The sequence below is a fragment of the Mesorhizobium sp. M0496 genome, assembly GCF_040321205.1.
GTDB lineage: Bacteria > Pseudomonadota > Alphaproteobacteria > Rhizobiales > Rhizobiaceae > Mesorhizobium.
In genome coordinates, this window is the sequence record NZ_JAMYRC010000001.1 from 474,987 (window position 1) to 497,509 (window position 22,523).

Below are 22,523 nucleotides of genomic sequence, written 5' to 3' on the forward strand. Positions count from 1 at the left end.
GTTTCCACCGCCGAGTTCCAGCGGCAGCATCACGTGGCGCCCGAATATCCCTGGCGTCATCGCGGATCGGTTCGCCTGGCCCACCGCCTTGCCGGCCTTCCGCGGGCGAATGCGGAGCCGCTGAACCGTCGGGACCATATCCTGTCCGAGGCCCGCGGCCCCAGACTGTCGCGGCTCTCATGGGCGGGTGATCCTATAGACCAGCAAATCATCCGAATCCACAAGCTTGGTGCCGGTCTTGTCCAGATAGTCAATGACCCCGTCATGGTGCTCGACGAACAACCGATCCTGCCGGTCGGCGGCGTTCTTGGCCGTGCCGAACAGGTCTGCGCCTCGCGCGCGCAACTCCTCGAGCTGCGCGATCGCGGTGGCGTCGTCCGCGACGAACTTCGACCATTCAGCATCGCCTCCGCCAGGCGGGAACACCCAGCCGCGCGCTCTGCTGTAGTAGACGGCGACGGGATCGCCGACCTCGGGCGCGATAGCGACGACGAGGTCGCCCGGGCGCGCCAACCGCGCCAATTCCTCGCCAAGCAGCTTGCCGTTCATGGCGATCGGCGTCTTCATTGTCCTGACGAGGGGAAAGGTCGACCACACGAGTGTGACGGCCGCGATGCAGATCGAGCGCAGCACGACCGCCGGCGACAGGACGGTTCCCGATGTAAGCGTTGCCAGGAGAAGCGCGCCGCGGCCGCAGAACATCGCGAACGGCACATGGAAGATGTGGTAGTTCCAGGGATTGCTGGTGATCTCGCGGGCCGCCGCCAGATAAACGACCATGGCCGCAGCCAGCCAAACATAGGGAATGGCCGAAAGGGTGCGTTGCTGGTCTTCGGCGGGTCTGGGCGGCATCCAGAAGCCGACCGCGATCAGCACCATGAACGGATAGCCGTAGAACCACCAGACGGAGGTGTTCCATACGGATTTGAAGAAGAAGCTGTTCCTGAAGAATGTCCAGAAGCCGGAATCCCAGATATAGCCGCTGCCCGCGACATGAAACGGCGGATAGCTGCGGCCGAGATAGATCGCCCAGCTGAAATAGGCGCCGATGATGGCCATGCTCAAAAGCCCCGACAGGAAGACCCTTTTCGCCTGCTTCCGCTTCCTTTCCAGAATCCAGCAGACCATCAGGTAGAAGATGACGGCGCCAGCGGCGAGGCCCGGCGGCTTTGCGAGCACGCCGAGCGAGAAGCTGACCGTGGCGAGCGGCAACAGCCAGCCGCTGCCGCCGGCCCAGTATTTCGCGAAAAGCCAGACGCCGAGCGTCACCAGGGCCAGCATCGAGGGGTCGGGAAGAAACGAGCTGTCGATCATGATCGCCGCCGGCATCAGCGCGTAGGCAAGTGCCGCGGCGTGGGCGTGCGTCTCGCCCCAGAACAGTGCCGTTAGTCTGTGCAGCGAAAACACCGTCAGCAGGCCGAAGAAGGCCGCAACCATGCGGCCGAACCAGTCGTGCCAGCCGAAGAGTTGGTAGAGCAGGGCGGTCAGATAGCTGACGATCTGGAACTCGCGGCCCTGATAACTTGGCCCGGGCCCGGTCCAGCTGACTTCGGGGAAGAAGATATTCCAACTGCGCTGCTGAAAATTGTCGGCCATCATTGCCGTGCTTGTTTCGCGCCAGCTGAAGGCGTCAACCAGCGGCAAGGTTATGTTGTGGAACCTGAACACCACCGCAATGAACAGGATCCCCAGCAAGATTGCCTTGTTGGGGCTCAGGTAGTTGCGAGCAGCCCTGTCCCGGTCGGCCGACTGCCGCAGGTATTGCTGAACTTCGGCCTGATTCAATTCCGGGTCGTCCGTCATTTGAAACCGCGTCCTCTCTGACATCAGCGGATGTTGCTTTTGCGCGCGGTTGTCAAAGGTGCGGGAGTATACGACGCAATCCTTAATTTTGACGACAGCGGGCTATGCGTGTCTCGAATAGTTGCTGTCCGTCGGCTTCGCGAACGTTGACATCGCGGTTCTCCCGGCTGTTAAATAGTTCGCATGGCTGTCGCGCCGATAGCGCTGCCTTGGGTCAAACAGACAGGAGAACGCCAATTGTGCCGATAGCTCCGACCAGGTCGCCGCCGCCAGGTGTCGACCGTCGGCGACACAAGGAACGTCGTCGGCTCGCAAGTTGCACGCGATTTCTGTTTCTCCTGGCTCTCTGCGGCCAGACGGCCCTTGCGGGAACGGCGCACGCGGCTGCCGCCAAGGACAGCGCACCTGCGCAAGCAGATAGCGCAATCGTTCCAACTGCCTACGAGCTGCAGCTTCTGTATGCCGACCGCACATGGGTATGGAAAAACGGAGCGGCCTATTTCGCAAAGGGCAATCGACACCTCGAGGCCTGGACGTCCGGGCAGGATATGGCATCTTTCGCGGCGGGCAGATGGCTGGTCACCAAGGACGGCAAGGTGTGCATGGAGCTCGCCTGGCGGTCGAAGGGCTACACCGGCAAGCAAAATCGCACCTGCTACAGCCACCGGATCCAGGGCGGGAACATCGAGAAACGCAAGGATCCGGATGGGGAATGGTACAGTTTCAAGCGATCTCCCGAGGATCTTTCCGACGAACACCGGAAATTCGAAACAGGCAACACAAAGGGCGCGCAGTTCGAAGAGGCCCGCAAGCTGGTCGATTCCAAGAATTAGGTCATGTTTCAGCTGCGCAGGAGCGCGACGTGACTCGCCCGCTTCCCGACCCATCCAGACGGCTGGTGCCAGGGGTGCCTGTCAAGAAACTAGCGAATCGCTTATGGTGAAGCATCAAGCGGTTCGGCTAGAGCGGTCGGCGCGCCGACCGCCGATTGATCGCATTCAATTACACCTGACAAAACGACGAGACGATGGGCCCACCATACGGTTTTCATAAAATTTAATAATTAGTGATGTCTAATGTTCATGCGTGATGTGCGAGTGGTTGCTCATGCGGCGTGAAAGCGACGAAGGCATCGTATGTCGCAAACGCGCCCTTGGCTTATACTTGGTGATAAGGGACACATGATGAACAATGACGCAATGGGCGCATTTCGCCCAAGCAAAAATATCGTATCTATTGTTGCGGCTGTAGCGATGAGCTCTATGGTTGCAGGCTGTCAGAGTATGGATACGACCGAAACCAATTCGGTCCTCATCAAGCCTGTGGTCCACGCGGTCCGCAGTCAGCCTGCAGTCCAGCCGGCCCAAGCAAGATTCTTGGTGCGTTCGCTCAGGGCTGAGCCTCAGATCCTGATGACAAGCACGATACGGACCACTGAAAGAGATTTCGCTTTTGCATCGCCGCAGCGGATCAAAGTCCGCACGCCGGCGCCGGTGAAAGTCTCTTTCAATCCGGGCGATGGCGGCACATTCCTGGGCGGTTCGCCTTATATCTGCAGCCCTAGCGGGTTTGGCCAACGCGCGAGCTGCCGCCCCCGCTATCTCTGATCTACCGAGAGGCGGCTGACGCTGCCGCCTTGATTGGCGGCAGCGTCATCGGCTTTGTCTCCAGTCCAAAAAACGGGGCAGCCGTTCTGACAATCGTGTCGATGTCGGAGAGCTCCGGCACGAAGCCAAGCTGTTCGCGTGCGCTTCCCGGATCGGCGTAGAGCTCCGCCGGATCTCCCGGGCGCCGGCTCCTGAAGACGGCCGGAACCGATCTTGACGTCATTCGGGCGACCGCCTGGACAATCTCCTTGATAGACACGCCCCGCCCTGTGCCGAGGTTGACCGCCAGGCTTTGTCCGCCGCGCTCGAGATGTATGAGGGCCTTCAGATGGGCGCGGGCCAGATCGCTGACATGGATATAATCGCGTACGCAGGTGCCGTCCGACGTGTCGTAGTCCGTGCCAAAAACCTCGATCTCGTCGATGATGCCCGATGCGGCCATGAGCACCCTGGGAACCAGGTGCGTTTCCGGCGAATGCCACTCACCAAGTTCGCCGTCGGGATCGGCGCCACAAGCGTTGAAATAGCGCAGGATCGCGAATTTCATTCCGTATGCGGACGCATAGTCGCCGATGATCTGTTCGCCCATCAGCTTTGTGCGCCCGTAAGGGCTGATCGGATTTTGCGCGGAGGTCTCGCGAACGGGCAACGCTTCGGGCACGCCGTAGGTTGCGCAGCTGCTGGAGAAGATGAAGTTCTCGATTGAGTTCGCACGCGCCGCATCGAGCACCGCGATGGTGCCTGTCACATTGGTCGAATAATATTCTGCCGGCTGGTGAACGGACTCTCCGACATAGGCCAGTGCCGCAAAGTGGATGACCGCGGTCGGCCGATGCGTCTTCATCGCCGCCTGCAGCGCATTCTGGTTGCGGATATCGCCGACGACAAGCGGACCCCAGGCGACGGATTTCTGATTGCCGCGGCTTAGATTGTCGAAAACCACAGGTAAATAGCCGGCGGCGGCCAGCAGCTTGCAAGTGTGGCTGCCGATGAAGCCGGCTCCCCCCGTCACCAGGATTGCCGGTCGGGTCATGAAGCCGCGGCTCCTTTGGCCATACGGCTTCCGTAGAGCAGGGTGTCAAAATACTCGACGGTACGCGCGAGCCCCTGGCGCAGGCTGACTTTCGGCTCCCAGCCGAGATTGGTCCTGGCAAAGGAAATGTCCGGCTTGCGCTGTCTGGGATCGTCGATCGGCAGTGGCCGATGCACGATCTTCGATCGGGCGTTGGTGTAATCAATGACCAGTGTCGCCAGTTCCATGATGGTGAATTCGGCGGGGTTGCCTAGGTTGACCGGATGCGCCGGCGCACTTGGCGCATTCATCAGCCGGACAAAGCCCTCGATCAGGTCGTCGGCATAGCAGAAGGAACGCGTCTGCAGGCCGTGGCCATAGACGGTCAGGTCCTTGCCCTGCAGCGCCTGGACGATGAAGTTCGAAACCACGCGCCCGTCATCGGGTTGCATGCGGCGGCCGTAGGTGTTGAAAACGCGGGCGACGCGGATATCGAGGCCATAGGTTCTCGAATAATCGAAGAACAGGGTTTCGGCCGAGCGCTTGCCCTCATCGTAGCAGGACCGCGGTCCGTGCGTATTGACGTTGCCGAAGTAGCTCTCGGGCTGCGGGTGCACAAAGGGATCGCCATAGACTTCGGACGTCGAGGCTTGGAATATCTTGGCATTGTTCTGACGGGCGAGCTCCAGAAGGTTCAGCGAACCCAGCACGCTTGTCTTGAAGGTATGGATCGGGTCTGCCTGGTAGTGCGGCGGAGAGGCTGGGCAGGCGAGATTGTAGATCTCATCGCACTGAAGGCCCGAAGGCAGTGCATCGACGATATCGTGCTCGATGCACGTGAATCTCGGATTACGCAGAAGGGCATTGAGATTGTATCTCTTGCCGGTGTGGAAATTGTCCAGCGCGACGACGTCGTATCCGTCCCGCAAAAGGCGTTCGCACAGATGCGATCCTAAAAATCCCGCACCTCCGGCGACCAGGGCGCGGCTTCGGTTTTGGTTGGCGCCGCTTTGACTGCCGGATTCCAGTTTCAGAACCTTGACAAGCTTACTCATGCTTTCCCCACACGCATCGCACACGCTACCGCCCGACCGGACAAAGCATAGCCCGGCCACGTTCATGAGAACGCGGCAAACCCTCCGCATCTGCGGAATCGCCATCGCCATCGTTGATGTGCGTTAATTGTTCTTTGGGGTTCGCGAAGCTGGTGCTGCTACACGATCTACGTGCTACCGCCCAGCATTCTCTGTGCCCCGAATCGCGATCACACGTCTGGTGCCATCATCGTCGATTGCTCGCCCAAATTGCACATCCCAACGCATCGAAAATATACCTGTGGAAATCATAGTCAACTAAATTAGCAATTCCTTAACAATATCTGTTTGCGAATGGTTAACCATAAGGCCGGTGTCGGCTTCCCGGGGCTGGGCTATGGCCGTCCTAGGGCCGATCCTCGTTTTGGATCAGCGTATTGGCCCGGTCGCTGAAAAATATACAGTCGGACGCGGCGAGCTGCTCTCAAGGCAGAATCAAAGCCTGGCAGCGAGGAGCGCCAAGAACGAGCCAGTGGCGCAATTCAGGACGCGACCGGGGGAAATGTTCAGCCGAACAATGGAATTTGACGATCTGGGCGGAAGTCAAATTTTCAGAGTGCAATGAGGGTGTTGCCAAAAGCCGCTCGGATTTCAAATATAAATATCATGGTGTGAATATTTATCCGGCATGAATTGGTATACTGCAAAAGAATAGCGGCCGGCTAGCATCGATAGAAAGCCAGAGCCAAGGATTTGTAAACAAATTTGTTTACAATAGCCGATTTTGATTTTGGTATCTTTTCGTGGTGCTGCTCAAGATCCTTGTGCATCAAGGCCTCTCATTCGCGAGGCACAAGTCAATGATCCCATTTCGTCGGAAAGCGCGCAGGCGCGTTCTTTTCAGGGTGGAATACCGGTCATTTTAGCAATGGCTTTTGAGCGCATAGGTAGAACCGTGCCTGCATTGTTGCGCGGCCACGCCGCCAATCGGTTGCTCCTGCACTGCGGAAGACACCTTGCCGCCTTGCTCAAGGCGCGCTAGCCGCGAAAGCCCTGGAAGCCGGATGCAGCTGCAACTGGCCATCGCCTTTTGACCGTCGGGGCGCTATTGGCAAGGTCACGATACCCTGTGGTGATGTGAATGCGCTTTCTGTTTGTCCTGATCCTCCTTGCCGGCACCGGCATCGGTGTCATCTACCCCTGGGCGATGAACAATTTCTCCGGCCATGAGATCGGCACCTGGCGGGTCTATGAACAGGGTCGCTTCAAGCCGCTGACGGTGCCGCTCGGCAGCCGCGACGCGCCGGTGCGGGTGCTGGTCGACCTGACCGCAAGAGCCGAGCGCATCGTTTCGCAGCAGCGCACCGTGCTGACGCTGACCGCCGCCAGCAGTGGCCGCACCGTGCTCGCCTCGACGCTCCAGTTCAATCATTCCGACAATCCGCGCCAGGCCAGCCCTCAGCTGCCAGACAAGATCTTTCGCGACGAGGCGGGCGTGATCGAGACCGTCAGCCCAGGCCCCTATATCTTCACCGTTGGACCGGGTGATGCCGACGACATACCGATGCGAGCGGTCGATCTCATCCTGCGCTCCGGTGTCCGCGAGATCGACAGCCGTGCGCGGCCGGCCGGCTTCTCGCTGATGGCGATCGGCTTGATCGGGTTCTTGCTGACTTTTCGTACTCGTGGCGGCCGGCCGGAAAATCCGAACTCGCAGCCGCCTCCGCCGCGCTGGGGCAGGGGCTGATGCATGTCGCCCAAAAGTGTGCAGCGGTTTCGGGACAACGATATGCATGACGGCACCGAACCATGAATTACCGCCACGCCTATCACGCCGGAAATTTTGCCGACGTCGTCAAGCATGTCGTGCTGACGCGATTGCTCGAGTATCTGAAGCAGAAGGACAAGGCGTTTCGGGTCATCGACACCCATGCAGGCATCGGCCGCTACGATCTGTCGTCGGTCGAAGCGCAGAAGACCGGTGAGTGGCAAGGCGGCATCGGCAGGCTGATCGATGCCCAGTTTGCCGCGCCGGTGGCGGCACTGCTTGCGCCTTATCTGGAGACGGTACGGTCGCTCAACCCCGAGGGCGGCATCCAGAAATATCCGGGCTCGCCGCTGATCGCGCGCCATCTCATGCGCAAGCAGGACCGGCTGACGGCGATCGAGCTGCACCCCAAGGATGTCGCGAAGCTTAGGACGCACTTTGCCGGTGATTTCCAGGCCCGGATCATCGAGCTCGATGGCTGGTTGGCGCTTGGCGCGCATCTGCCGCCGAAGGAAAAGCGCGGCCTGGTTCTCATCGATCCGCCATTCGAGGAGCCGGGTGAGTTCGAGCGCCTCGTCGACGGGCTCATGAGGGCGCACAAGCGGTGGCCCGGCGGCATCTATGCGCTGTGGTATCCGATCAAGGACCGCAAAGCGATCATCGCCTTCCGAAAGGCGCTGAAGCAATCCGGCATCCCGAAGCTGCTCGACATAGAATTCGAGATCAGGCCGGCTTCTTCGGAACCCAGCCTCGACGGCAGCGGCCTGCTGTTGGTCAACCCGCCTTTCACGCTGGAGGGCGAACTGCGGATCCTGCTGCCGGCTTTGCACAGACTGCTTGCCGTGGAAAAGCCGGCGCACTGGTCGCTGGAATGGCTGGCCGGCGAGCAGGTTTGACGGGGGAGGACGTTTCGGCTCTCGCCGTTCGGCGCCAGGCGCGAAAAGCCGGTGTTCCAGAAGGTGAGGAAGGCGGGCTCATTGACGACCCAGGGCTCGCGCAAATCCGGCTTAGGCCAACGCCGTTTCAACCTGGGAAACCATTGTTTCCGCAACCGCTTGACCGCCGCCAAGCGAATCCGCACAGTGCGCACAACCGACCTTGAGAGGCTGCTATGACTCGCTTCGCCAAATCCGCACTTGCCGCCCTGATTTCGCTCTGCACGCCGCTTGCCGGGCCTATCGGCGTCACCCAGGCCGTGCAGGCGGCCGATCTTACGGTCTATTCCGATGAGGACAGTGGCGTCTGTGGCGAAGCCTGGGTGTTGAACAAGATCACCAGCCGCTTCTCCTACCAGGTGCATCACGTGCCGCATCTGCCGGACGTTCAGATCACTGACTTCCAGCGCATCCACCAGCACCGTTATCTGCCGGCCAACGATACCTGGCCGATCGGTCGCCGTTATTGCGGCGCCACCGTCAGTCTCTCCGACGGCCGTGACCGCACCATCTGGTACCTGATCGAGGAAGGCCAGGGCTTCGCCTCGATCGGCGACAATGTCGAATTCTGCGTCTCGGGCTTCGACCGCTGGATGGTCTACAACGGCCGCTGCCGCGTCCTGCGCTGAACTCGGCTTTCCGTTCCTATCTCTTTTCGCGCCTGCGGCCCGATCGGTTGCAGGCGTATTTCTGTGCCGTGTTGACATAAGATACGATCCGCCGCACAGATAGTAGACAGACCTGTCTCATCACTTGGTAGGCGCCATGACTTCATCGCCCGCTTCCGACAAGCGTCAACATGTCGTCGAAACGGCCTACGCGCTGTTCAAGCGCGGCGGCTTCCATGCCACCGGCATAGACCGGATCATCGCCGAGGCCGATGTGGCCAAGATGACGATGTATCGTCACTTCCCCAGCAAGGACGAACTGATCGTCGAGGTGCTCGACTACCGCGCCATGCGTTTCGACCGCCAGCTCGACCGGCTCGCCCACGAGGGCATCACGCCAGAGCAGAAAATCGGGAAAATCTTCAGCTGGCATGAACGTTGGTTCCGCAGCCCGGTTTTCCATGGTTGCCTGTTTGCACATGCGCTGGCCGAGTTCGGTGATCCCCGGCATCCGGTGTTCAAGGCTGCTGCCAGGCAGAAGAATGGGCTCAAGCGGCGCATGCAGTCGATTCTCGAGGAGGTGATGCCGCGTGGCCGCGCCGAGAGTGTGGCAGCGACACTGCTGATGCTGATCGAAGGGGCGACCTTGCTGGCGCAGATGGGGCAGGCGGACACCGCCATTCGCGATGCCCGCAAGGCGGCCCTGAGCTTCGTCGCTGCTTCGCGCGGGCCGCAATGAGCCCGCTGGTCATCGGGCTCGCGCTGTTTGCCGCGATCCTGCACGCAACCTGGAACGCCTTCCTGCGAACGGGAGCCGACAGGCTGTGGACCATCACCGTCATGAGCTTTTCCAGCACGGCGCTCGCGATTCCCTTCGCCGTCTTCCATGCCCTTCCGGCCGCGCCTGCCTGGTTCTATATCGTGCTCTCGGCCTGCCTTCAGGTCGGCTACAGCGTGTTTCTGGTGGCGGCCTACAGAAATGGTGAGCTGGGGCAGGTCTATCCGATCGTCCGCGGCAGCGTGCCACTGCTTGTCACGCTTGGCGGATTTTTCCTGGCCAACCAGCAGCTCACCATGCCGCAAACAGTCGGCGTCGCGCTGGTCGCTGGTGGCATCATGGGCCTGTCGCTCGGGAGGGGCAAGGCGGCCACGACATCGATACTCTATGCGCTGGCAACGGGCGCGATCATCGCCGCCTATGCGACAGTCGATGCGATCGGCGTTCGCGCGGCGGGAAATGCCGGCGCCTATACCGCCTGGGTCCTGCTGATCTACGGCGCCTTGCTGCCGATGACCTTCGTCGCCTACCGTGGCCGGCTCATCGTCGACCCGCGGGCGCCGGAAACCTGGAAGGCGCTGGGCGGCGGCCTGTTCGCACTTCTGGCCTATGGCGTCGTGGTCGCGGCCTTCGCACTCGGGCCGGCCGGTCCCATCACCGCGATCCGCGAAACCAGCGTCGTCTTCGCGGCCTTCATCGGGCGCCTGTTCCTCGGTGAGATGCTGACGCCGCGGCGGGTCGGCGCATGTGCCATTGTCGCGCTCGGCGCCATCTGCCTCGGCTATCAGCCGTGACGAATGGGCATCACCGAAACGCTGAATTTTCCTGATGTCGCCGACAGGCAAACCGGCTGATCTGAATGCCCGAGACCTTGCCACCATCCTTGCCTTCGCGGCTGCCTTCTTCGCCTTCGCCTTCGCCTTCGCCTTCGCCTTCGCTGCCAGCCCCGGACCGGACAACATGACGATCGTCGCGCGCACGATCTCAAGCGGCGCCGCCTCGGGCATCGCCTATGGCGCAGGCACGGTGGTTGGCATTCTCATCTTCCTGATCCTCGCCGTCTTCGGCCTGTCTATCATCGCCGCCAAGATGGCGATCGTCATGACGATGCTTCGTTATGGCGGAGCGGCCTATCTGATCTGGATGGGCATCAGGCTGTGGACCGCCGTGCCCGTCGTGCCGGAACTGCAACCCGTCTCCGGAGGGCGCGGGCTGCTGACGATTTTTGCCATCGGCATCGCGCTCAATCTTCGGCAATCCGAAAATGCCGCTGTTCTACGTGGCACTGCTCCCGAACGTGGTCGGCGCATCGCTGGACGCTGATCATCTCGGTGTGTTGATGATGATCATCCTGGCCGTCGAGGTCGTGGTGATCGGCGGCCATGTCATCCTCGCCGGTTGCGCTCGCAGCCTGTTGCGCACACCGAAGATCGTGCGCCGGGTGAACCGCGCGGCGGGTGGTGTGATGATCGGTGCCGGCGTCGCCATGGTCGCCACGCGTTAGAGTAATTCCAGGAAACGTGTGAAGCGCTTTCCCCTGGGAATTGCGTCAAAACAAAGAGGGCAATTGCGCGCTCCAGGAGAGATCGCCAGTCGCCGCGCTATTTTCTGCGCGGCGCTGCCTCAGCATGATCGAGGATTTTGCGCAGGAACGCGGCGTGGCCGCGGAACGCGCGCCGTCCGCTCGTCGTTGCCCTGACGCGCGTCTGCGGTCGGCGCCCGACGAACAGTTTTTCGATGTCGACATAACCGGCCCTGGCCAGCGTATCGAGATGTGCGCCGAGATTGCCGTCGGTGACGTCCATGATGGCCTTCAACTGGCTGAAGTCCAGCGTTTCTCGCCTTTCCAGCATGTTCAGGGCGGCCATGATCCTGAGCCGAGTGCTCTGGTGGATGATTTCGTCGGCACCCATCAGCCGGCTCCGATGCGGCGACGCCGGAGACCACCGACGACGAGGTCGCCGTCATGGGGTGCCGTCTCGGCAATCTCGAACAGTGACAGCGCCGCTTGCATCTGTGAGATCGACATTGAAAAACCTCCGTATGTGCAGAATACTCTGTGATGTAGAGTAATCTGTCAAATCGCACACATGCCGGTGATGCGATCATGCTTGACAAGGTGATGCAGCGATCGGCTATCGGATTGCAGTGTAGATCGCCTGCTTGCACGAGATGATCGCACCGCTGAACCAGCGGGTCATGATATCAGCGGCCGAAGATCGATGCGCAAAGCTGCTCGCTGATCTTCGAAGCTTCACAGGAGGAGCGATCTCGCAGGCGCGTAAAATGTCGGCGGCACGTTGCTGGCAATGATCGAAGATCAGCAGCGGATTTTTGCGATGAACAGCGCGATCGTGTGCCATTCGTAACCAAAACTTAAACTGCGAAAATCAGTCTATTGCTTCGCTGGCTAGCAAGCCGCGAGTCAGATATGCATGAGCGCGCCGGGTCATTACGACCGTCGGCACAACGGAAGGGGCATCGCATGGCTAAGCAGTCATCCAAAGCGCCGGCGTCCAAGGCACCGGCAAAGAAAGCACCCGCAAAAGCAGCGCCGGCGAAGGTCGCAGCTGCAGTGAAGAAAGCAGCACCTGCTGCCAAGCCGAAGGCCGCGGCGGCCAAGGCAAAAGCAGCGCCGGCCAAGAAGCCGGCTGCAAAGGCCGCGGCAAAACCGGCAGTGAAGAAGGCAGCACCCGCCAAGGCAGCGGCAAAGCCGGCTGCGAAGGCGGCACCGGCCAAGAAGCCGGCTGCCAAGGCTGCGGCAAAACCCGCAGTGAAGAAGGCAGCAGCACCTGCCAAGAAGCCGGCTGCGAAGGCTGCGCCTGCCAAGAAGCCTGCAGCGAAAGCTGCACCGGCAAAGAAGGCGGCGGCAGCGAAATCTTCAGCACCGGTGAAGAAAGCGGCACACGCGGCCAAGCCGAAGGCAGCACCCGCGAAGGCCGGCAAGAAGTAATCGCGTCTTCCCTCGCCGGGGGCAGTGCCGAGACAGTCAAGGGCGGGTGCCTGACAGGCGCCCCGCTGTTGCTTCGGCATTCGGAAGGCGAGAACAGAGGCGGACGGAGGATATCTTTTCGCAGTTCCCAGGACTTCGCCACAGGGCGAAGTCCGGTGGGGCTTTGTCCGCGTCATCGCTGGCGGATCAAATCCAGGCGCGAGGCCTCTCAGCCTTTGTCGTCGACCGCCTGATCCGCGTGCCGCCAGTGTCTGCGCCACAGGGAATTCGGGCCGGCTGCGTGGGTGGTGAGGTGACGTTGGAACTCACAATTCGCAGAGCAAACGAGGACGATGCGGAAGCCGTGAGCCGCGTGATCCTGGCAGCTTTGCGACAGACCAATGCGAAAGACTATTCGCAAGACATCATCGCTCGCGTGGAACAGAGCTTCAGCCCATCCGCTGTCTTGGCGCTTTTGAGGAAGCGAAGGGTTTCTGTCGCGGTCGTGCGTGGCAGGATCGTTGGAACAGCCAGCCTAGATGGAAGTATTGTTCGATCCGTCTTCGTGGATCCTGAACTGCAAGGCCGTGGTATCGGTAAACGACTTATGGCGGAGGTCGAGGAAGCGGCGCACGCCGGCGGGGTTACGGTGCTGACCGTGCCGTCCTCGGTTACCGCAGAGCCATTTTACGCCGGGCTTGGATTCAAGGCAGTTCGAGACAGCTACTATGGTGATGAACGCACCATCGTCATGGAATGCTCGCTAAACGATCCCGGTCAACGACGCTAGCGCATGTCGCTCAAAAGTGGCTCCGGTTGGGGCCACGACATGGATTGAATCCGTGTCGACGCGGACGCGCTTCAGCCCGATGTTGCACTGTTGGCGTATGCATATCGCGTGATAACGGAAGACTGCAGGCCGCCGACTTGCCGAACCCGCCGCTCGCTGGTGGCTGGGGTTTTCCGGTTGTGGCCATTGCCCCATCGCGCCCGATCGGTCAACACTGCCCGCCTGCAAAACAGGAAACCGATCCATGCCGAAGCTGCTCTACGCGTCGTCTTCTCCCTACAGTTCCAAAGTACGAATGGCAGCAGCCTATGCCGGCATCGCCGTCGATTTGGTGCCGATCAAGACCGAGGAGAAGCCAGCCGACTTGATGATCGCCAACCCGCTCGGCAAAATTCCGGTTCTGGTGCTCGATGACGGCCGCTCCATCCATGACAGCCGCGCTATCACCCAGCACCTCAACCGTTTGGCGAAGAACGCGCTTTTTCCGCGCAATCCCGACAAGCGGCTTGAGGCGGAAGTGCTGGAGGCGTTGGCGGACGGCATATGCGACTGTGCGCTGTCGATGGTCTATGAACGGCGCACGCGGCCTGAGGAGATGGTCTATCAGCCCTGGCTCGACCGCCAATGGGGAAAGATCACGGCGGCACTCGATCTGCTCAACGCCAACCCGCCGAAGCTGCCGAAGAAGATCACTGCCGGCCAGATGGCGCTGCGCGCCTGCCTTGGCTATCTCTCGCTGCGCTTCGCCGGAAAATGGGAAAAGGGCCGCGCCCGGCTGATACGGTGGGCAGCGCGCTTCGACGAGAAGTTTCCAGAACTGAAACCCTGCATTCCCGGCTGATCCACTTGATCACCCCGGTGATCGCCTCGGTCTCCTGGGTGATCATTCCGGCACAAAAAAAGCCGGGCGCGAGGCCCGGCTTTTTCGTGTCGTGGCTTGAACGACTTAGAACTTCATACCGACGCCGAAGGTGACGCGGTTGTCGGTGGCCTTGACCTTGCCGATACCATCGAAGCTTTTGCTGCCGAAGTCGGTGTAGCGGTACTCGACACGGCCGAAGACATTGTCGGTCAGCTTGATGTCGGTGCCGAGGCCGGCGGTCCAGCCGATCATGGTTGCGGTATCGCTGGCGCCAAGGACGCTATCTTCCACCTTCAGGCTTCTGCCGGCGAGACCGCCGGTGCCGTAGAGCAGGATTTCCGGGGTCACAGCGTAGCCGAGACGGGCACGCAGCGAGCCTTCGAAGCCGGCCTTGGAGTCGATGCCGTTATCGTCACCCTTCACGCCGTTGTAGCCGAGTTCGGCTTCAGCACCGTAAACGAAGTTCTCCTGCTGCCACTGGTAGCCGCCGAAGACGCTGCCGACGAAACCCTTGGTATCGGTCTCAACGCCGAAATCCTTTTCCTTCGTACGGCCGCTGAAGCCATAGCCGACGTTCAGACCGGCATAGGGGCCGGCCCACGAGGCGACGGGAAGCTCAGCAATTGGCGCGGGTGCCGGCGGCTCTTCCTGGACGACGTCCGCGGCATAGGCAGTTCCGCTGAGGGCGAAGAGCCCGAGCGCCACGGCCAGCGGCCGTGCGAATTTGAAATTGGCTTGCATTGTTCTTTACTCCTTAAGCCACAGGACACAGGCTTTTTTCTCACGATCGCCATCAACCCGTCCGGGGGGTGAAACGGATCTGGCGTTCGTCGGTTCCAAATGTCGTGTCAAAATGCGGCTGAAGCGAACCTGAACTTGGGTCATTCCCCGGCACGAATGAGGCAGAACCTTGACGTTGCATCTTCGCAACAGCGAAATGGCAGGAGCCGTCCCGTGCTGCGCTGCACGCCGCTTGGTACAAGGAGTCCAGCGTCCTATATTCCGGTCCGGCGGCTTTGAGTCCAAGGCGAGTCGGGACGCCGGAAAGGTCGTTTCGCCACAATGCTGCCCATGGTGCGAACGCCATTTAACGCATGCCGGGCCATATTTCGCCGGCACCGTTTTTTGGGCCGAAAATGAGGATTGACACCCTATGAGCAAAGCCACGGCCACGGCACTGGTGACGGGTGGGGCCAGACGGATCGGCAGGGCAATCGTCGAGGATCTCGCCGCGCATGGTTTTGCCGTCGCCATCCATTGCAACCGCTCTCACATCGAGGCCGATGCCTTGGCTGCCGCAATCATCGCCAGCGGTGGCCGCGCCGCCGTGATCGCCGCCGACCTGACCGATATGGACGCTGTCGGCGACCTCGTCGGGCAGGCGGGAGCAGCGCTCGGACCGGTCTCGTTGCTGGTCAACAATGCGTCGCTGTTCGTGGACGATTCGGTTCTGGATTTCGACTGGCGGGCCTGGGATCGGCACTTTGCCGTGCATGTGAAGGCTCCGGCGCTGCTGGCGCAGAATTTCGCCCGGGCGTTGCCGGCAGGGCAGGAGGGCTTGATCATCAACATCATCGACCAGCGCGTCTGGCGGCCGACGCCGCGCTATTTCTCCTATGCGCTGTCCAAGTCGACGCTGTGGACGGCGACGCAGATGATGGCGCAGGCGCTCGGTCCCCGCATCCGCGTCAACGCCATCGGTCCGGGGCCGACCTTGAAGAACACACGCCAGGACGACAGCGATTTTGCCGCCCAAGTCGATGGCTTGATCCTCAAGCGCGGCCCGGAATTGCCGGAATTCGGCGCCACAATCCGTTATCTCTGGAACGCGCGCTCAGTCACCGGCCAGATGATCGCGCTCGATGGCGGCCAGCATCTTGCATGGCAGACGCCCGATGTGACAGGCATGACGGAATGAGTCCTTTGGATCACAAAAACAAGCCGCGCGGCGGCGCCGACGATCTGCCCCCCGATATCGACCTCGAGGACGAGGCAGCCGAGGAGGTCGTGGAACCTGCCGGTCCCGATGTCGCCTTCACCGCCATCGACTGGACGCCGCATGCAGGCGACGCCGAAGGCATGGTCGGTGCCGAGGTGATCCAGACGCTGGTCAAGCGGCTGCCCAACGCGCCCGGCGTCTACCGCATGATGAACGCTGCCGGCGACGTGCTTTATGTCGGCAAGGCGCGCAGCCTGAAGAAGCGCGTCACCAACTATGCGCAAGGCCGCTTCCACACCACCCGCATCGGCCGCATGGTGCGCGAGACATCGACGATGGAATTCGTCGTCACCCGCACCGAGATCGAAGCGCTGCTGCTCGAAGCCAATCTTATCAAGCGCTTGCGGCCGCGATTCAATGTTCTGATGCGCGACGACAAGTCGTTTCCCTATATTCTTTTGACCGGCGATCATGTCTCGCCCGGCATCTACAAACATCGCGGCGCGCGCTCGCGCAAAGGCGACTATTTCGGCCCCTTCGCTTCGGCCGGCGCCGTCGGCCGCACCATCAACTCGCTGCAGCGCGCCTTTTTGCTCAGGAGTTGCACCAACTCTTTTTACGAGAACCGCACGCGGCCGTGCCTGCTTTATCAGATCAAGCGCTGCGCTGGCCCCTGCACCGGAGAGATCTCGCACCAGGACTACGCCAAGCTGGTCGGCGAAGCGAAGGACTTCTTGTCCGGTCGCAGCCAGAAGGTGAAGACGGAAATCTCGGCCGCCATGCAGCAGGCGTCTGAAGCTCTCGATTTCGAGCGCGCCGCGATCTATCGTGATCGACTGGCCGCGCTGTCGCATGTGCAGAGCCACCAGGGCATCAATCCGGCGACCGTCGACGAGGCCGATGTCTTTGCCATCCATCAGGAAGGCGGCCAGGTCTGTATCCAGGTGTTCTTCTTCCGCACCGGTCAGAACTGGGGCAACCGCGCCTATTTCCCCAAGGCCGACCCGACGCTGGAAGCGGCGGAGGTGTTGGGCTCGTTCCTGGCGCAGTTCTATGACGACAAGCCCACGCCGCGGAACATTCTTCTGTCGCATGGCGTCGAGGACCAGGAATTGCTGGCCGAGGCGCTCTCGACCCGCGCCGGCCGCAAGGTGGCGATCTCGGTGCCGCAGCGCGGCGAGAAGAAGGACCTGACCGACAACGCGCTGCAGAATGCCCGTGAGGCGCTGGGCAGGCGGCTGGCCGAAACCTCCACCCAAGGACGTCTGCTTGCCGGTTTCGCCGAAACCTTCGGCCTGGCCAAGCCGCCGGTGCGCATCGAAGTCTATGACAATTCGCATATCATGGGCACCAATGCGGTCGGCGCCATGGTGGTCGCCGGGCCGGAAGGGTTTGTGAAGAACCAGTACAGAAAATTCAACATCCGCTCGACCGAGATCACGCCTGGCGACGATTTTGGCATGATGCGCGAGGTGATGGAGCGGCGGTTTTCGCGGCTTCTCAAGGAACATGGCGATGTTGCCGTTGCCGACGATGCGGTGGCAGGCGAGGCGATAGCAGCCGAAGCGGGCGATGATATCGAAGACGATATTTCCGGCAACTTCCCGGCCTGGCCCGATGTCATCCTGATCGACGGCGGCCAGGGCCAGATGACAGCGGTGCGCAAGATCCTATCGGATCTCGGCATCGAGGACCGGGTGGTGGCGATCGGCATCGCCAAGGGCCAGGACCGCGATGCCGGCCGTGAGCGTTTCTTCGTCAGAGGCAGGGACTCCTTTTCGCTCCCCGTGCGCGATCCCGTGCTCTATTTCGTCCAGCGCCTGCGCGACGAGGTCCACCGTTTCGCCATCGGCTCGCACCGTGCGCGCCGCAAGAAGGAGATGGTCAAGAGTCCGCTCGACGAGATCAGCGGTATCGGTCCGGGCCGCAAACGAGCGCTGCTACTGGCCTTCGGCACCGCCAAGGCGGTCAGCCGCGCCGCGATCGAGGATCTGCGCAAAGTCGACGGCATTTCCGAGCAGGTGGCGAAACTGGTCTACAATCATTTCCATGAGAGCTGACAGCCAGGATGCTATTTTCATCTGGCCAATCGATTCTCGCCTGTTGACCCCCTACATTCGCATCTGATTTGAGTACGCAGGCAAAAAGAGTTCCCCGAGATATGGCCAAGCGCGCGTTCAACCTGCCCAACATGCTCACCTATGCCCGCATCATCGCGGTGCCGCTGGTGGTGCTGTGCTTTTTTCTCGAAGGGCACCTGAAGTCGAGCGATTTTGCCCGCTGGTCGGCGCTGGTCATCTTCCTGCTCGCCTCGATCACCGATTATCTGGATGGCTACCTGGCGCGCGCCTGGCAGCAGACCTCCAATATCGGCAAGATGCTTGACCCGATCGCCGACAAATTGCTGGTCGCTACCTGCCTGTTGCTGCTGGCAGCCGACACCGATCGCCATGCCGGCATTGCCGGTTGGTCGCTGTGGGCGGCGATCATCATCCTGTGCCGCGAAATCCTCGTCTCGGGCCTGCGCGAGTATCTGGCGGCGCTCAAGGTCTCGGTGCCAGTGACGCAGCTGGCAAAATGGAAGACCGCGATCCAGATGGTCGCCATCGCCTTCCTGCTGGCCGGGCCGGCTGGCGACAAGATCTTCCCGCTGACCACCCAGACCGGGCTGGTGCTGCTGTGGATCGCCGCGTTGGTTACGCTCTACACGGGCTACGACTATTTCCGCGCCGGCCTCAAGCACATCATGGACGAGTGAGATGACGACCCGGCTCATCTACTTTGCCTGGGTGCGCGAACGCATCGGCATGCCTGAGGAAGACGTCGACTTGCCTGCTGGCATCGAGACGGTCGCCGATCTCCTGCGCTGGCTGAAATCGCGCGGCGAGGGCTACGAGCACGCGCTGCAATATCCCGACGTGATCCGCGTCGCCATCAACCAGGAACATGTCGAGCACCGCGAGAAGATAGCAGGCGCGCGCGAGATTGCGTTGTTCCCGCCGATGACCGGGGGCTGACATGACCGGCACGGTCGTACCTGTCGTGCGAATTCAGGCGCAGGATTTCGACGTCGCCGCCGAGATCGCCAGACTGACGCAAGGCCGCGCCGATATCGGCGCAGTGGTGACCTTCTCCGGCCTTTGCCGCGACGAGCAGGGCGCGCTTTCGGCGCTTGAACTCGAACACTATCCCGGCATGGCGGAGGCCGAGATCGCCCGCATCGCGGCTGAAGCGGTTCAGCGCTGGCCCCTGCAAGGCCTCACCGCCATCCATCGCCACGGCAAGATAGCGCCCGGCGACAACATCGTGCTGGTGGTAGCCGCCTCGGCACATCGCCAGGCGGCATTCGAGGCGGCGAACTTTCTCATGGACTATTTGAAATCGCGCGCGCCGTTCTGGAAGAAGGAGCATCGCACCGATGGCTCCGAGGGTGGTTGGGTCGAGGCCAAGGAAGCCGACGCCAGTGCCGCGCAGCGCTGGAAACCGACCGAATAAAATTCGGCCGCAGCCATGCATTGACCGCAATCCTTTGGCCAATTGACCGCGGTTGATCAGCCCTAGGCGTTGGTCAGCCTGGGCAGGGAGATGGTCATGCTGGACAGGATCGCGGAGTTCTTCGTCTTCGGTTTCGTGCCTCTGGTCGTCGGCATATTGGCCGTGCCGGAACCCTCTGTTGCCGCTGAAAAGGTCGTGAGAGGCGAGGTGATCTATCGCGAGCGCATCGCCTTGCCGCCCAGTGCCGTGCTCTCCGTCCAACTTGCCGACGTGTCGCTGGCCGATGCGCCGGCCACGATCATCGGCGAGCAGAAAGTGAAGCCGGCCGGCCAGGTGCCGATCAGCTTCGAGATCAAATTCGATCCCTCCGTCATCCGGCCGCGGATGACTTACGCGTTGCAAGCCCGCATCACCGTCGACGACAAGCTCGTCTTCATCTCCGATATGCGCCATCAGGTCGATCCGCTGACCGACGTGCCGCAGACCGTCATGCTGAAGATGGTCACGCCGAGCACTGAGCCGACGGCTTCCTTCTTTGGTCAGGTTTGGCTGGTCGACTATGTCGACGGCATCGGCGCCATCACCGCGCCGCAAGCGACGTTCACGGTCAGCGAGGCCGGCAAGGCAGGCGGCAGCGGCCCCTGCAACACCTATTTCGCCACCGCCAAGGTCGACGGCCAGGCGATCGCGATCAGCGATATCGGCTCGACCTACAAGGCCTGCGCTCCCGAGGTGATGGCCGAGGAAAAGGCGCTGTTCGATGCATTGGCCAAGGCTGCGTCATACAGTGTCGATGCCGGCAAGCTCGTCATATCAGACAAGGATGGCCGCGAGATCCTGCGCCTCAGCGCCGCGAGTTAGCGCAATTCCAGGAAAAGTGTGAAACGGTTTCCCGGGAAAAGCGAATAGCGCTTTCCCTTGGGAATTGCGTCAAAACAAAGAGATAGGGCAGTTCGGCGTTTCCGTGAAACGGTGAACCGCTCTGGCGGGTATTTGGAACGCCACAACTTTTCCGGAATAATTCGGGCAAGAGAAGCGTTTCTCCCAGACAGGGCGGGTGAGGCAAAAGGGATATTTTCGAATATCCCTTCATCGAAGCCGCCAGACCTGCTGCGGCTCGTTCTGGCTTAACTCAAAGGGAGTCCAGAGATGAAAACGCACGCGCTTATCCTTGCTGCCACAGGCGTATCGCTCCTTGCTCTTACCGACCTCGCGACGGCGGACGACCATCTGGTCAATGCCCTTCAGCATGGCCTCAGTGCCGATGGCCATGCCTTCACGACTAACAAGGCCGGCCACAGCGGCGATCTCGCGCCTGGGCAGGGTAGTCCATTTACCGGCGACGATACCCAGACGCCAGCCACCGACACGGCAGCGGCGAACGCCCATGCGAACGTAAAAGATCGTCAGGCGAAGTGACCAGAACCCCGCCGCTGGGGCCGGCGGGCCTCTCAAGCCGTAGTCTATTCGAACACGGCGCCGTAGTGATAGGGAGGCACCTCGACCAGGTCGGCAAGCCTGAGACCACCCGCTTCGGCGGCCGCTACGGTCTGCTCCGGCGATAGCCTCAATTCGGTCCTCGGTCCGCGGGGCTCGCCCTGGACGATCGTTGTTTCGCGCGGACGCTGGTGCCAGTTGACAACGGCGAAACGTCCGCCCGGACCGAGTGCTGCCCGCACCGCGCGCGCCAGACGCGGCCGGTCCGGAACGCCGTGAAAGGCGTTGGCCAGGAAGATGAAATCGGCCGGTCGAGGCGCCAGCCTTGCAAGCTCATAGGCATCGCTGCGACAAAGTCGCAATTCGTCGCGCCGCTTTCGGTCAACCGGTGTTTGGCGGCTTCGAGCAGATCGGCGTCGATATCGATGGCGACGACATGGCGGGCTGCCCTGGCCATCGGCAGCGTGAACCAGCCGTCGCCGCAGCACAGATCGATCACCTCCATACCTGGCTTGATCCCCGTTGCCGAAAGCACGGCGGCGGGGTCGGGCCAAAGCGCCTCCCACCAGCCGCTGTTCGGCATCTCGGTGCCTTGGAAGAAACCCGGAATGGCACTGGTCATGCTGTGGTCCGCTCCATTGTCGGCTATATACGCTCCATGTCTCATCCTAGTACATGCAATTCGCACGCGAGGCCTGACCGTTCGGCCATGAAAAAGGCCGGCGAAACGCCGGCCTTTTTCATGTGATCCAAGATCTGGACGATCGGCTCAGCCGACGATCTGGGTGTCCGAGAACCAGTACTTGATCTCTTCTGCCGCGGTCTCCGGCGCATCGGAGCCGTGCACCGAATTCTCGCCGATCGACAGCGCATGCACCTTGCGGATGGTACCTTCGGCGGCGTTGGCCGGGTTGGTGGCGCCCATCACTTCGCGGTTGCGGGCAATGGCGTTCTCGCCTTCCAGCACCTGCACGACTGTCGGTGCCGACGACATGAACTCCACCAGCTCGCCGAAGAACGGGCGATCCTTGTGGACGGCATAAAAGCCTTCAGCTTCGCGGCGGCTCATCCAGACCCGGCGCGAGGCGATGACGCGCAGGCCGGCCTCTTCCAGCATCTTGGTGATGGCGCCGGTGAGGTTGCGCCGGGTTGCGTCCGGCTTGATCATGGAAAATGTGCGTTCGAGCGCCATGGGTCGTCCTTGTCTGAGAATGGAATTGAGAGTGGCGGGCTCTATACAAGCCGTCCGGCCCATTGCCAAGGGGTGAGGCCAAAGGGGGAGGCCAAGGGGGTGAGGAGCGGTCTGCGAAGCGGACGGAAAGCCAATTACTTGGCTTTCGGAGTGACGAACGGTGAAAGCCCGGTCCGCCTTCGGGCGGATTGAAAGGTCCATTGGACCTTTCAAAGGGTTTGAACGCCCGAAGGGCGGCAGCGATAGCGAAGGGCCGAAACGGTGCGTGTTTCTATGCAAGGCTTGTGTCGACAAGGTCAGGCGGAGGCGAGATCGGATGGCTGCACAGCAA

The 22,523-nt window shown here is 61.4% G+C and carries 25 protein-coding genes and 2 pseudogenes; 18 read left to right on the plus strand and 9 right to left on the minus strand.

What is annotated here, in order from left to right; all coding sequences use genetic code 11:
* Positions 1 to 177: 177 nt before the first annotated feature.
* Positions 178 to 1,803, minus strand: a complete 1,626-nt coding sequence (locus NKI73_RS02295) for an ArnT family glycosyltransferase (RefSeq protein WP_352627051.1) — start codon at positions 1,801 to 1,803, stop codon at positions 178 to 180.
* Between the two features lie 104 nt (positions 1,804 to 1,907).
* Between NKI73_RS02295 and NKI73_RS02300 the strand changes: the two genes are divergently transcribed.
* Both NKI73_RS02300 and NKI73_RS02305 read left to right on the plus strand, forming a co-directional pair.
* On the plus strand, positions 1,908 to 2,636 hold the full coding sequence (locus NKI73_RS02300; RefSeq protein ID WP_352627052.1) for a DUF995 domain-containing protein: 729 nt from the start codon (positions 1,908 to 1,910) through the stop codon (positions 2,634 to 2,636).
* Positions 2,637 to 2,984: 348 nt separating this feature from the next.
* Positions 2,985 to 3,410: a hypothetical protein gene (locus NKI73_RS02305; RefSeq protein WP_352627054.1), complete on the plus strand. Its 426-nt coding sequence runs from the start codon at positions 2,985 to 2,987 to the stop codon at positions 3,408 to 3,410.
* Position 3,411: 1 nt separating this feature from the next.
* Here NKI73_RS02305 and galE read toward each other — a convergent pair whose 3' ends face one another.
* A complete protein-coding gene (gene galE, locus NKI73_RS02310; protein WP_352627056.1) occupies positions 3,412 to 4,443 on the minus strand; it encodes a UDP-glucose 4-epimerase GalE in 1,032 nt (343 codons plus the stop codon).
* Positions 4,440 to 5,477 (minus strand): UDP-glucuronic acid decarboxylase family protein, encoded by a 1,038-nt coding sequence (locus NKI73_RS02315; RefSeq protein ID WP_352627318.1) that lies wholly within the window; start codon positions 5,475 to 5,477, stop codon positions 4,440 to 4,442. The genes galE and NKI73_RS02315 overlap by 4 nt, the downstream gene beginning before the upstream one ends.
* Positions 5,478 to 6,597: 1,120 nt before the next feature.
* Here NKI73_RS02315 and NKI73_RS02320 point away from each other — a divergent pair.
* The 6 genes and pseudogenes from NKI73_RS02320 to NKI73_RS02345 all read left to right on the plus strand — a co-directional run bounded on the left by NKI73_RS02320 (position 6,598) and on the right by NKI73_RS02345 (position 11,049).
* Complete coding sequence (locus NKI73_RS02320) at positions 6,598 to 7,203, plus strand: hypothetical protein (RefSeq protein WP_352627057.1); 606 nt, start codon at positions 6,598 to 6,600, stop codon at positions 7,201 to 7,203.
* 62 nt (positions 7,204 to 7,265) lie between these two features.
* The gene (locus NKI73_RS02325; protein WP_352627058.1) at positions 7,266 to 8,120 is read left to right on the plus strand and encodes a 23S rRNA (adenine(2030)-N(6))-methyltransferase RlmJ; all 855 of its coding nucleotides are present in this window, start codon (positions 7,266 to 7,268) and stop codon (positions 8,118 to 8,120) included.
* Between the two features lie 215 nt (positions 8,121 to 8,335).
* On the plus strand, positions 8,336 to 8,788 hold the full coding sequence (locus NKI73_RS02330) for a hypothetical protein (RefSeq protein WP_352627060.1): 453 nt from the start codon (positions 8,336 to 8,338) through the stop codon (positions 8,786 to 8,788).
* 136 nt (positions 8,789 to 8,924) lie between these two features.
* Positions 8,925 to 9,506, plus strand: a complete 582-nt coding sequence (locus NKI73_RS02335; RefSeq protein WP_352627061.1) for a TetR/AcrR family transcriptional regulator — start codon at positions 8,925 to 8,927, stop codon at positions 9,504 to 9,506.
* On the plus strand, positions 9,503 to 10,339 hold the full coding sequence (locus NKI73_RS02340) for an EamA family transporter (RefSeq protein WP_352627063.1): 837 nt from the start codon (positions 9,503 to 9,505) through the stop codon (positions 10,337 to 10,339). The genes NKI73_RS02335 and NKI73_RS02340 overlap by 4 nt, the downstream gene beginning before the upstream one ends.
* A 34-nt stretch (positions 10,340 to 10,373) precedes the next feature.
* Positions 10,374 to 11,049: pseudogene (locus NKI73_RS02345) on the plus strand (LysE family translocator).
* 97 nt (positions 11,050 to 11,146) lie between these two features.
* Here NKI73_RS02345 and NKI73_RS02350 read toward each other — a convergent pair.
* Both NKI73_RS02350 and NKI73_RS02355 read right to left on the minus strand, forming a co-directional pair.
* On the minus strand, positions 11,147 to 11,458 hold the full coding sequence (locus NKI73_RS02350) for a transcriptional regulator (protein WP_352627065.1): 312 nt from the start codon (positions 11,456 to 11,458) through the stop codon (positions 11,147 to 11,149).
* A 222-nt stretch (positions 11,459 to 11,680) separates the two neighbouring features.
* Positions 11,681 to 11,908 carry a hypothetical protein gene (locus NKI73_RS02355; RefSeq protein ID WP_352627066.1) on the minus strand — a complete coding sequence of 76 codons (228 nt, stop codon included), beginning with the start codon at positions 11,906 to 11,908 and terminating at the stop codon, positions 11,681 to 11,683.
* 122 nt (positions 11,909 to 12,030) lie between these two features.
* On the opposite strand from NKI73_RS02355, the gene NKI73_RS02360 reads away from it, so the two are divergent.
* The 3 genes from NKI73_RS02360 (at position 12,031) to NKI73_RS02370 (ending at position 14,108) form a co-directional block, all read left to right on the plus strand.
* On the plus strand, positions 12,031 to 12,498 hold the full coding sequence (locus tag NKI73_RS02360) for a hypothetical protein (RefSeq protein WP_352627068.1): 468 nt from the start codon (positions 12,031 to 12,033) through the stop codon (positions 12,496 to 12,498).
* A 163-nt stretch (positions 12,499 to 12,661) separates the two neighbouring features.
* On the plus strand, positions 12,662 to 13,267 hold the full coding sequence (locus NKI73_RS02365) for a GNAT family N-acetyltransferase (protein ID WP_352627070.1): 606 nt from the start codon (positions 12,662 to 12,664) through the stop codon (positions 13,265 to 13,267).
* A 244-nt stretch (positions 13,268 to 13,511) separates the two neighbouring features.
* Complete coding sequence (locus NKI73_RS02370; protein ID WP_352627072.1) at positions 13,512 to 14,108, plus strand: glutathione S-transferase family protein; 597 nt, start codon at positions 13,512 to 13,514, stop codon at positions 14,106 to 14,108.
* Positions 14,109 to 14,213: 105 nt separating this feature from the next.
* Here NKI73_RS02370 and NKI73_RS02375 read toward each other — a convergent pair whose 3' ends face one another.
* On the minus strand, positions 14,214 to 14,870 hold the full coding sequence (locus tag NKI73_RS02375) for an outer membrane protein (protein WP_352627074.1): 657 nt from the start codon (positions 14,868 to 14,870) through the stop codon (positions 14,214 to 14,216).
* A gap of 412 nt (positions 14,871 to 15,282) precedes the next feature.
* Between NKI73_RS02375 and NKI73_RS02380 the strand changes: the two genes are divergently transcribed.
* The 7 genes from NKI73_RS02380 (at position 15,283) to NKI73_RS02410 (ending at position 20,982) form a co-directional block, all read left to right on the plus strand.
* On the plus strand, positions 15,283 to 16,047 hold the full coding sequence (locus NKI73_RS02380; RefSeq protein WP_352627075.1) for an SDR family oxidoreductase: 765 nt from the start codon (positions 15,283 to 15,285) through the stop codon (positions 16,045 to 16,047).
* Positions 16,044 to 18,128, plus strand: a complete 2,085-nt coding sequence (uvrC, locus tag NKI73_RS02385; protein WP_352627077.1) for an excinuclease ABC subunit UvrC — start codon at positions 16,044 to 16,046, stop codon at positions 18,126 to 18,128. Before NKI73_RS02380 ends, uvrC begins: the two co-directional genes overlap by 4 nt.
* A 101-nt stretch (positions 18,129 to 18,229) precedes the next feature.
* Complete coding sequence (gene pgsA / locus NKI73_RS02390) at positions 18,230 to 18,826, plus strand: CDP-diacylglycerol--glycerol-3-phosphate 3-phosphatidyltransferase (RefSeq protein WP_352627078.1); 597 nt, start codon at positions 18,230 to 18,232, stop codon at positions 18,824 to 18,826.
* Position 18,827: 1 nt separating this feature from the next.
* A complete protein-coding gene (moaD, locus tag NKI73_RS02395; protein ID WP_013532479.1) occupies positions 18,828 to 19,085 on the plus strand; it encodes a molybdopterin converting factor subunit 1 in 258 nt (85 codons plus the stop codon).
* A 1-nt stretch (position 19,086) separates the two neighbouring features.
* Positions 19,087 to 19,563 carry a molybdenum cofactor biosynthesis protein MoaE gene (locus NKI73_RS02400; RefSeq protein WP_352627080.1) on the plus strand — a complete coding sequence of 159 codons (477 nt, stop codon included), beginning with the start codon at positions 19,087 to 19,089 and terminating at the stop codon, positions 19,561 to 19,563.
* Between the two features lie 96 nt (positions 19,564 to 19,659).
* Entirely contained in the window at positions 19,660 to 20,424 is a 765-nt protein-coding gene (locus NKI73_RS02405; RefSeq protein ID WP_352627082.1) for a YbaY family lipoprotein, read from the plus strand.
* Between the two features lie 288 nt (positions 20,425 to 20,712).
* Positions 20,713 to 20,982: a hypothetical protein gene (locus tag NKI73_RS02410; RefSeq protein ID WP_352627083.1), complete on the plus strand. Its 270-nt coding sequence runs from the start codon at positions 20,713 to 20,715 to the stop codon at positions 20,980 to 20,982.
* Positions 20,983 to 21,026: 44 nt separating this feature from the next.
* Here NKI73_RS02410 and NKI73_RS02415 read toward each other — a convergent pair whose 3' ends face one another.
* From NKI73_RS02415 to ndk, 3 genes and pseudogenes are all read right to left on the minus strand, one after another.
* Positions 21,027 to 21,362 carry a class I SAM-dependent methyltransferase gene (locus tag NKI73_RS02415; protein ID WP_352627085.1) on the minus strand — a complete coding sequence of 112 codons (336 nt, stop codon included), beginning with the start codon at positions 21,360 to 21,362 and terminating at the stop codon, positions 21,027 to 21,029.
* A gap of 26 nt (positions 21,363 to 21,388) precedes the next feature.
* Positions 21,389 to 21,667, minus strand: a pseudogene (locus NKI73_RS02420) (class I SAM-dependent methyltransferase); the annotation flags it as partial.
* Positions 21,668 to 21,769: 102 nt separating this feature from the next.
* On the minus strand, positions 21,770 to 22,192 hold the full coding sequence (ndk, locus tag NKI73_RS02425; RefSeq protein ID WP_352627087.1) for a nucleoside-diphosphate kinase: 423 nt from the start codon (positions 22,190 to 22,192) through the stop codon (positions 21,770 to 21,772).
* Positions 22,193 to 22,523: the final 331 nt, after the last annotated feature.

Coding starts and splice junctions, on each gene's coding strand:
- NKI73_RS02295 (WP_352627051.1), bottom strand. CDS start 1,803: ATGACGGACGACCCGGAATTGAATCAGGCCGAAGTTCAGCAATACCTG.
- NKI73_RS02300 (WP_352627052.1), top strand. CDS start 1,908: ATGCGTGTCTCGAATAGTTGCTGTCCGTCGGCTTCGCGAACGTTGACA.
- NKI73_RS02305 (WP_352627054.1), top strand. CDS start 2,985: ATGATGAACAATGACGCAATGGGCGCATTTCGCCCAAGCAAAAATATC.
- galE (WP_352627056.1), bottom strand. CDS start 4,443: ATGACCCGACCGGCAATCCTGGTGACGGGGGGAGCCGGCTTCATCGGC.
- NKI73_RS02315 (WP_352627318.1), bottom strand. CDS start 5,477: ATGAGTAAGCTTGTCAAGGTTCTGAAACTGGAATCCGGCAGTCAAAGC.
- NKI73_RS02320 (WP_352627057.1), top strand. CDS start 6,598: ATGCGCTTTCTGTTTGTCCTGATCCTCCTTGCCGGCACCGGCATCGGT.
- NKI73_RS02325 (WP_352627058.1), top strand. CDS start 7,266: ATGAATTACCGCCACGCCTATCACGCCGGAAATTTTGCCGACGTCGTC.
- NKI73_RS02330 (WP_352627060.1), top strand. CDS start 8,336: ATGACTCGCTTCGCCAAATCCGCACTTGCCGCCCTGATTTCGCTCTGC.
- NKI73_RS02335 (WP_352627061.1), top strand. CDS start 8,925: ATGACTTCATCGCCCGCTTCCGACAAGCGTCAACATGTCGTCGAAACG.
- NKI73_RS02340 (WP_352627063.1), top strand. CDS start 9,503: ATGAGCCCGCTGGTCATCGGGCTCGCGCTGTTTGCCGCGATCCTGCAC.
- NKI73_RS02350 (WP_352627065.1), bottom strand. CDS start 11,458: ATGGGTGCCGACGAAATCATCCACCAGAGCACTCGGCTCAGGATCATG.
- NKI73_RS02355 (WP_352627066.1), bottom strand. CDS start 11,908: ATGGCACACGATCGCGCTGTTCATCGCAAAAATCCGCTGCTGATCTTC.
- NKI73_RS02360 (WP_352627068.1), top strand. CDS start 12,031: ATGGCTAAGCAGTCATCCAAAGCGCCGGCGTCCAAGGCACCGGCAAAG.
- NKI73_RS02370 (WP_352627072.1), top strand. CDS start 13,512: ATGCCGAAGCTGCTCTACGCGTCGTCTTCTCCCTACAGTTCCAAAGTA.
- NKI73_RS02375 (WP_352627074.1), bottom strand. CDS start 14,870: ATGCAAGCCAATTTCAAATTCGCACGGCCGCTGGCCGTGGCGCTCGGG.
- NKI73_RS02380 (WP_352627075.1), top strand. CDS start 15,283: ATGAGCAAAGCCACGGCCACGGCACTGGTGACGGGTGGGGCCAGACGG.
- uvrC (WP_352627077.1), top strand. CDS start 16,044: ATGAGTCCTTTGGATCACAAAAACAAGCCGCGCGGCGGCGCCGACGAT.
- pgsA (WP_352627078.1), top strand. CDS start 18,230: ATGGCCAAGCGCGCGTTCAACCTGCCCAACATGCTCACCTATGCCCGC.
- moaD (WP_013532479.1), top strand. CDS start 18,828: ATGACGACCCGGCTCATCTACTTTGCCTGGGTGCGCGAACGCATCGGC.
- NKI73_RS02400 (WP_352627080.1), top strand. CDS start 19,087: ATGACCGGCACGGTCGTACCTGTCGTGCGAATTCAGGCGCAGGATTTC.
- NKI73_RS02405 (WP_352627082.1), top strand. CDS start 19,660: ATGCTGGACAGGATCGCGGAGTTCTTCGTCTTCGGTTTCGTGCCTCTG.
- NKI73_RS02410 (WP_352627083.1), top strand. CDS start 20,713: ATGAAAACGCACGCGCTTATCCTTGCTGCCACAGGCGTATCGCTCCTT.
- ndk (WP_352627087.1), bottom strand. CDS start 22,192: ATGGCGCTCGAACGCACATTTTCCATGATCAAGCCGGACGCAACCCGG.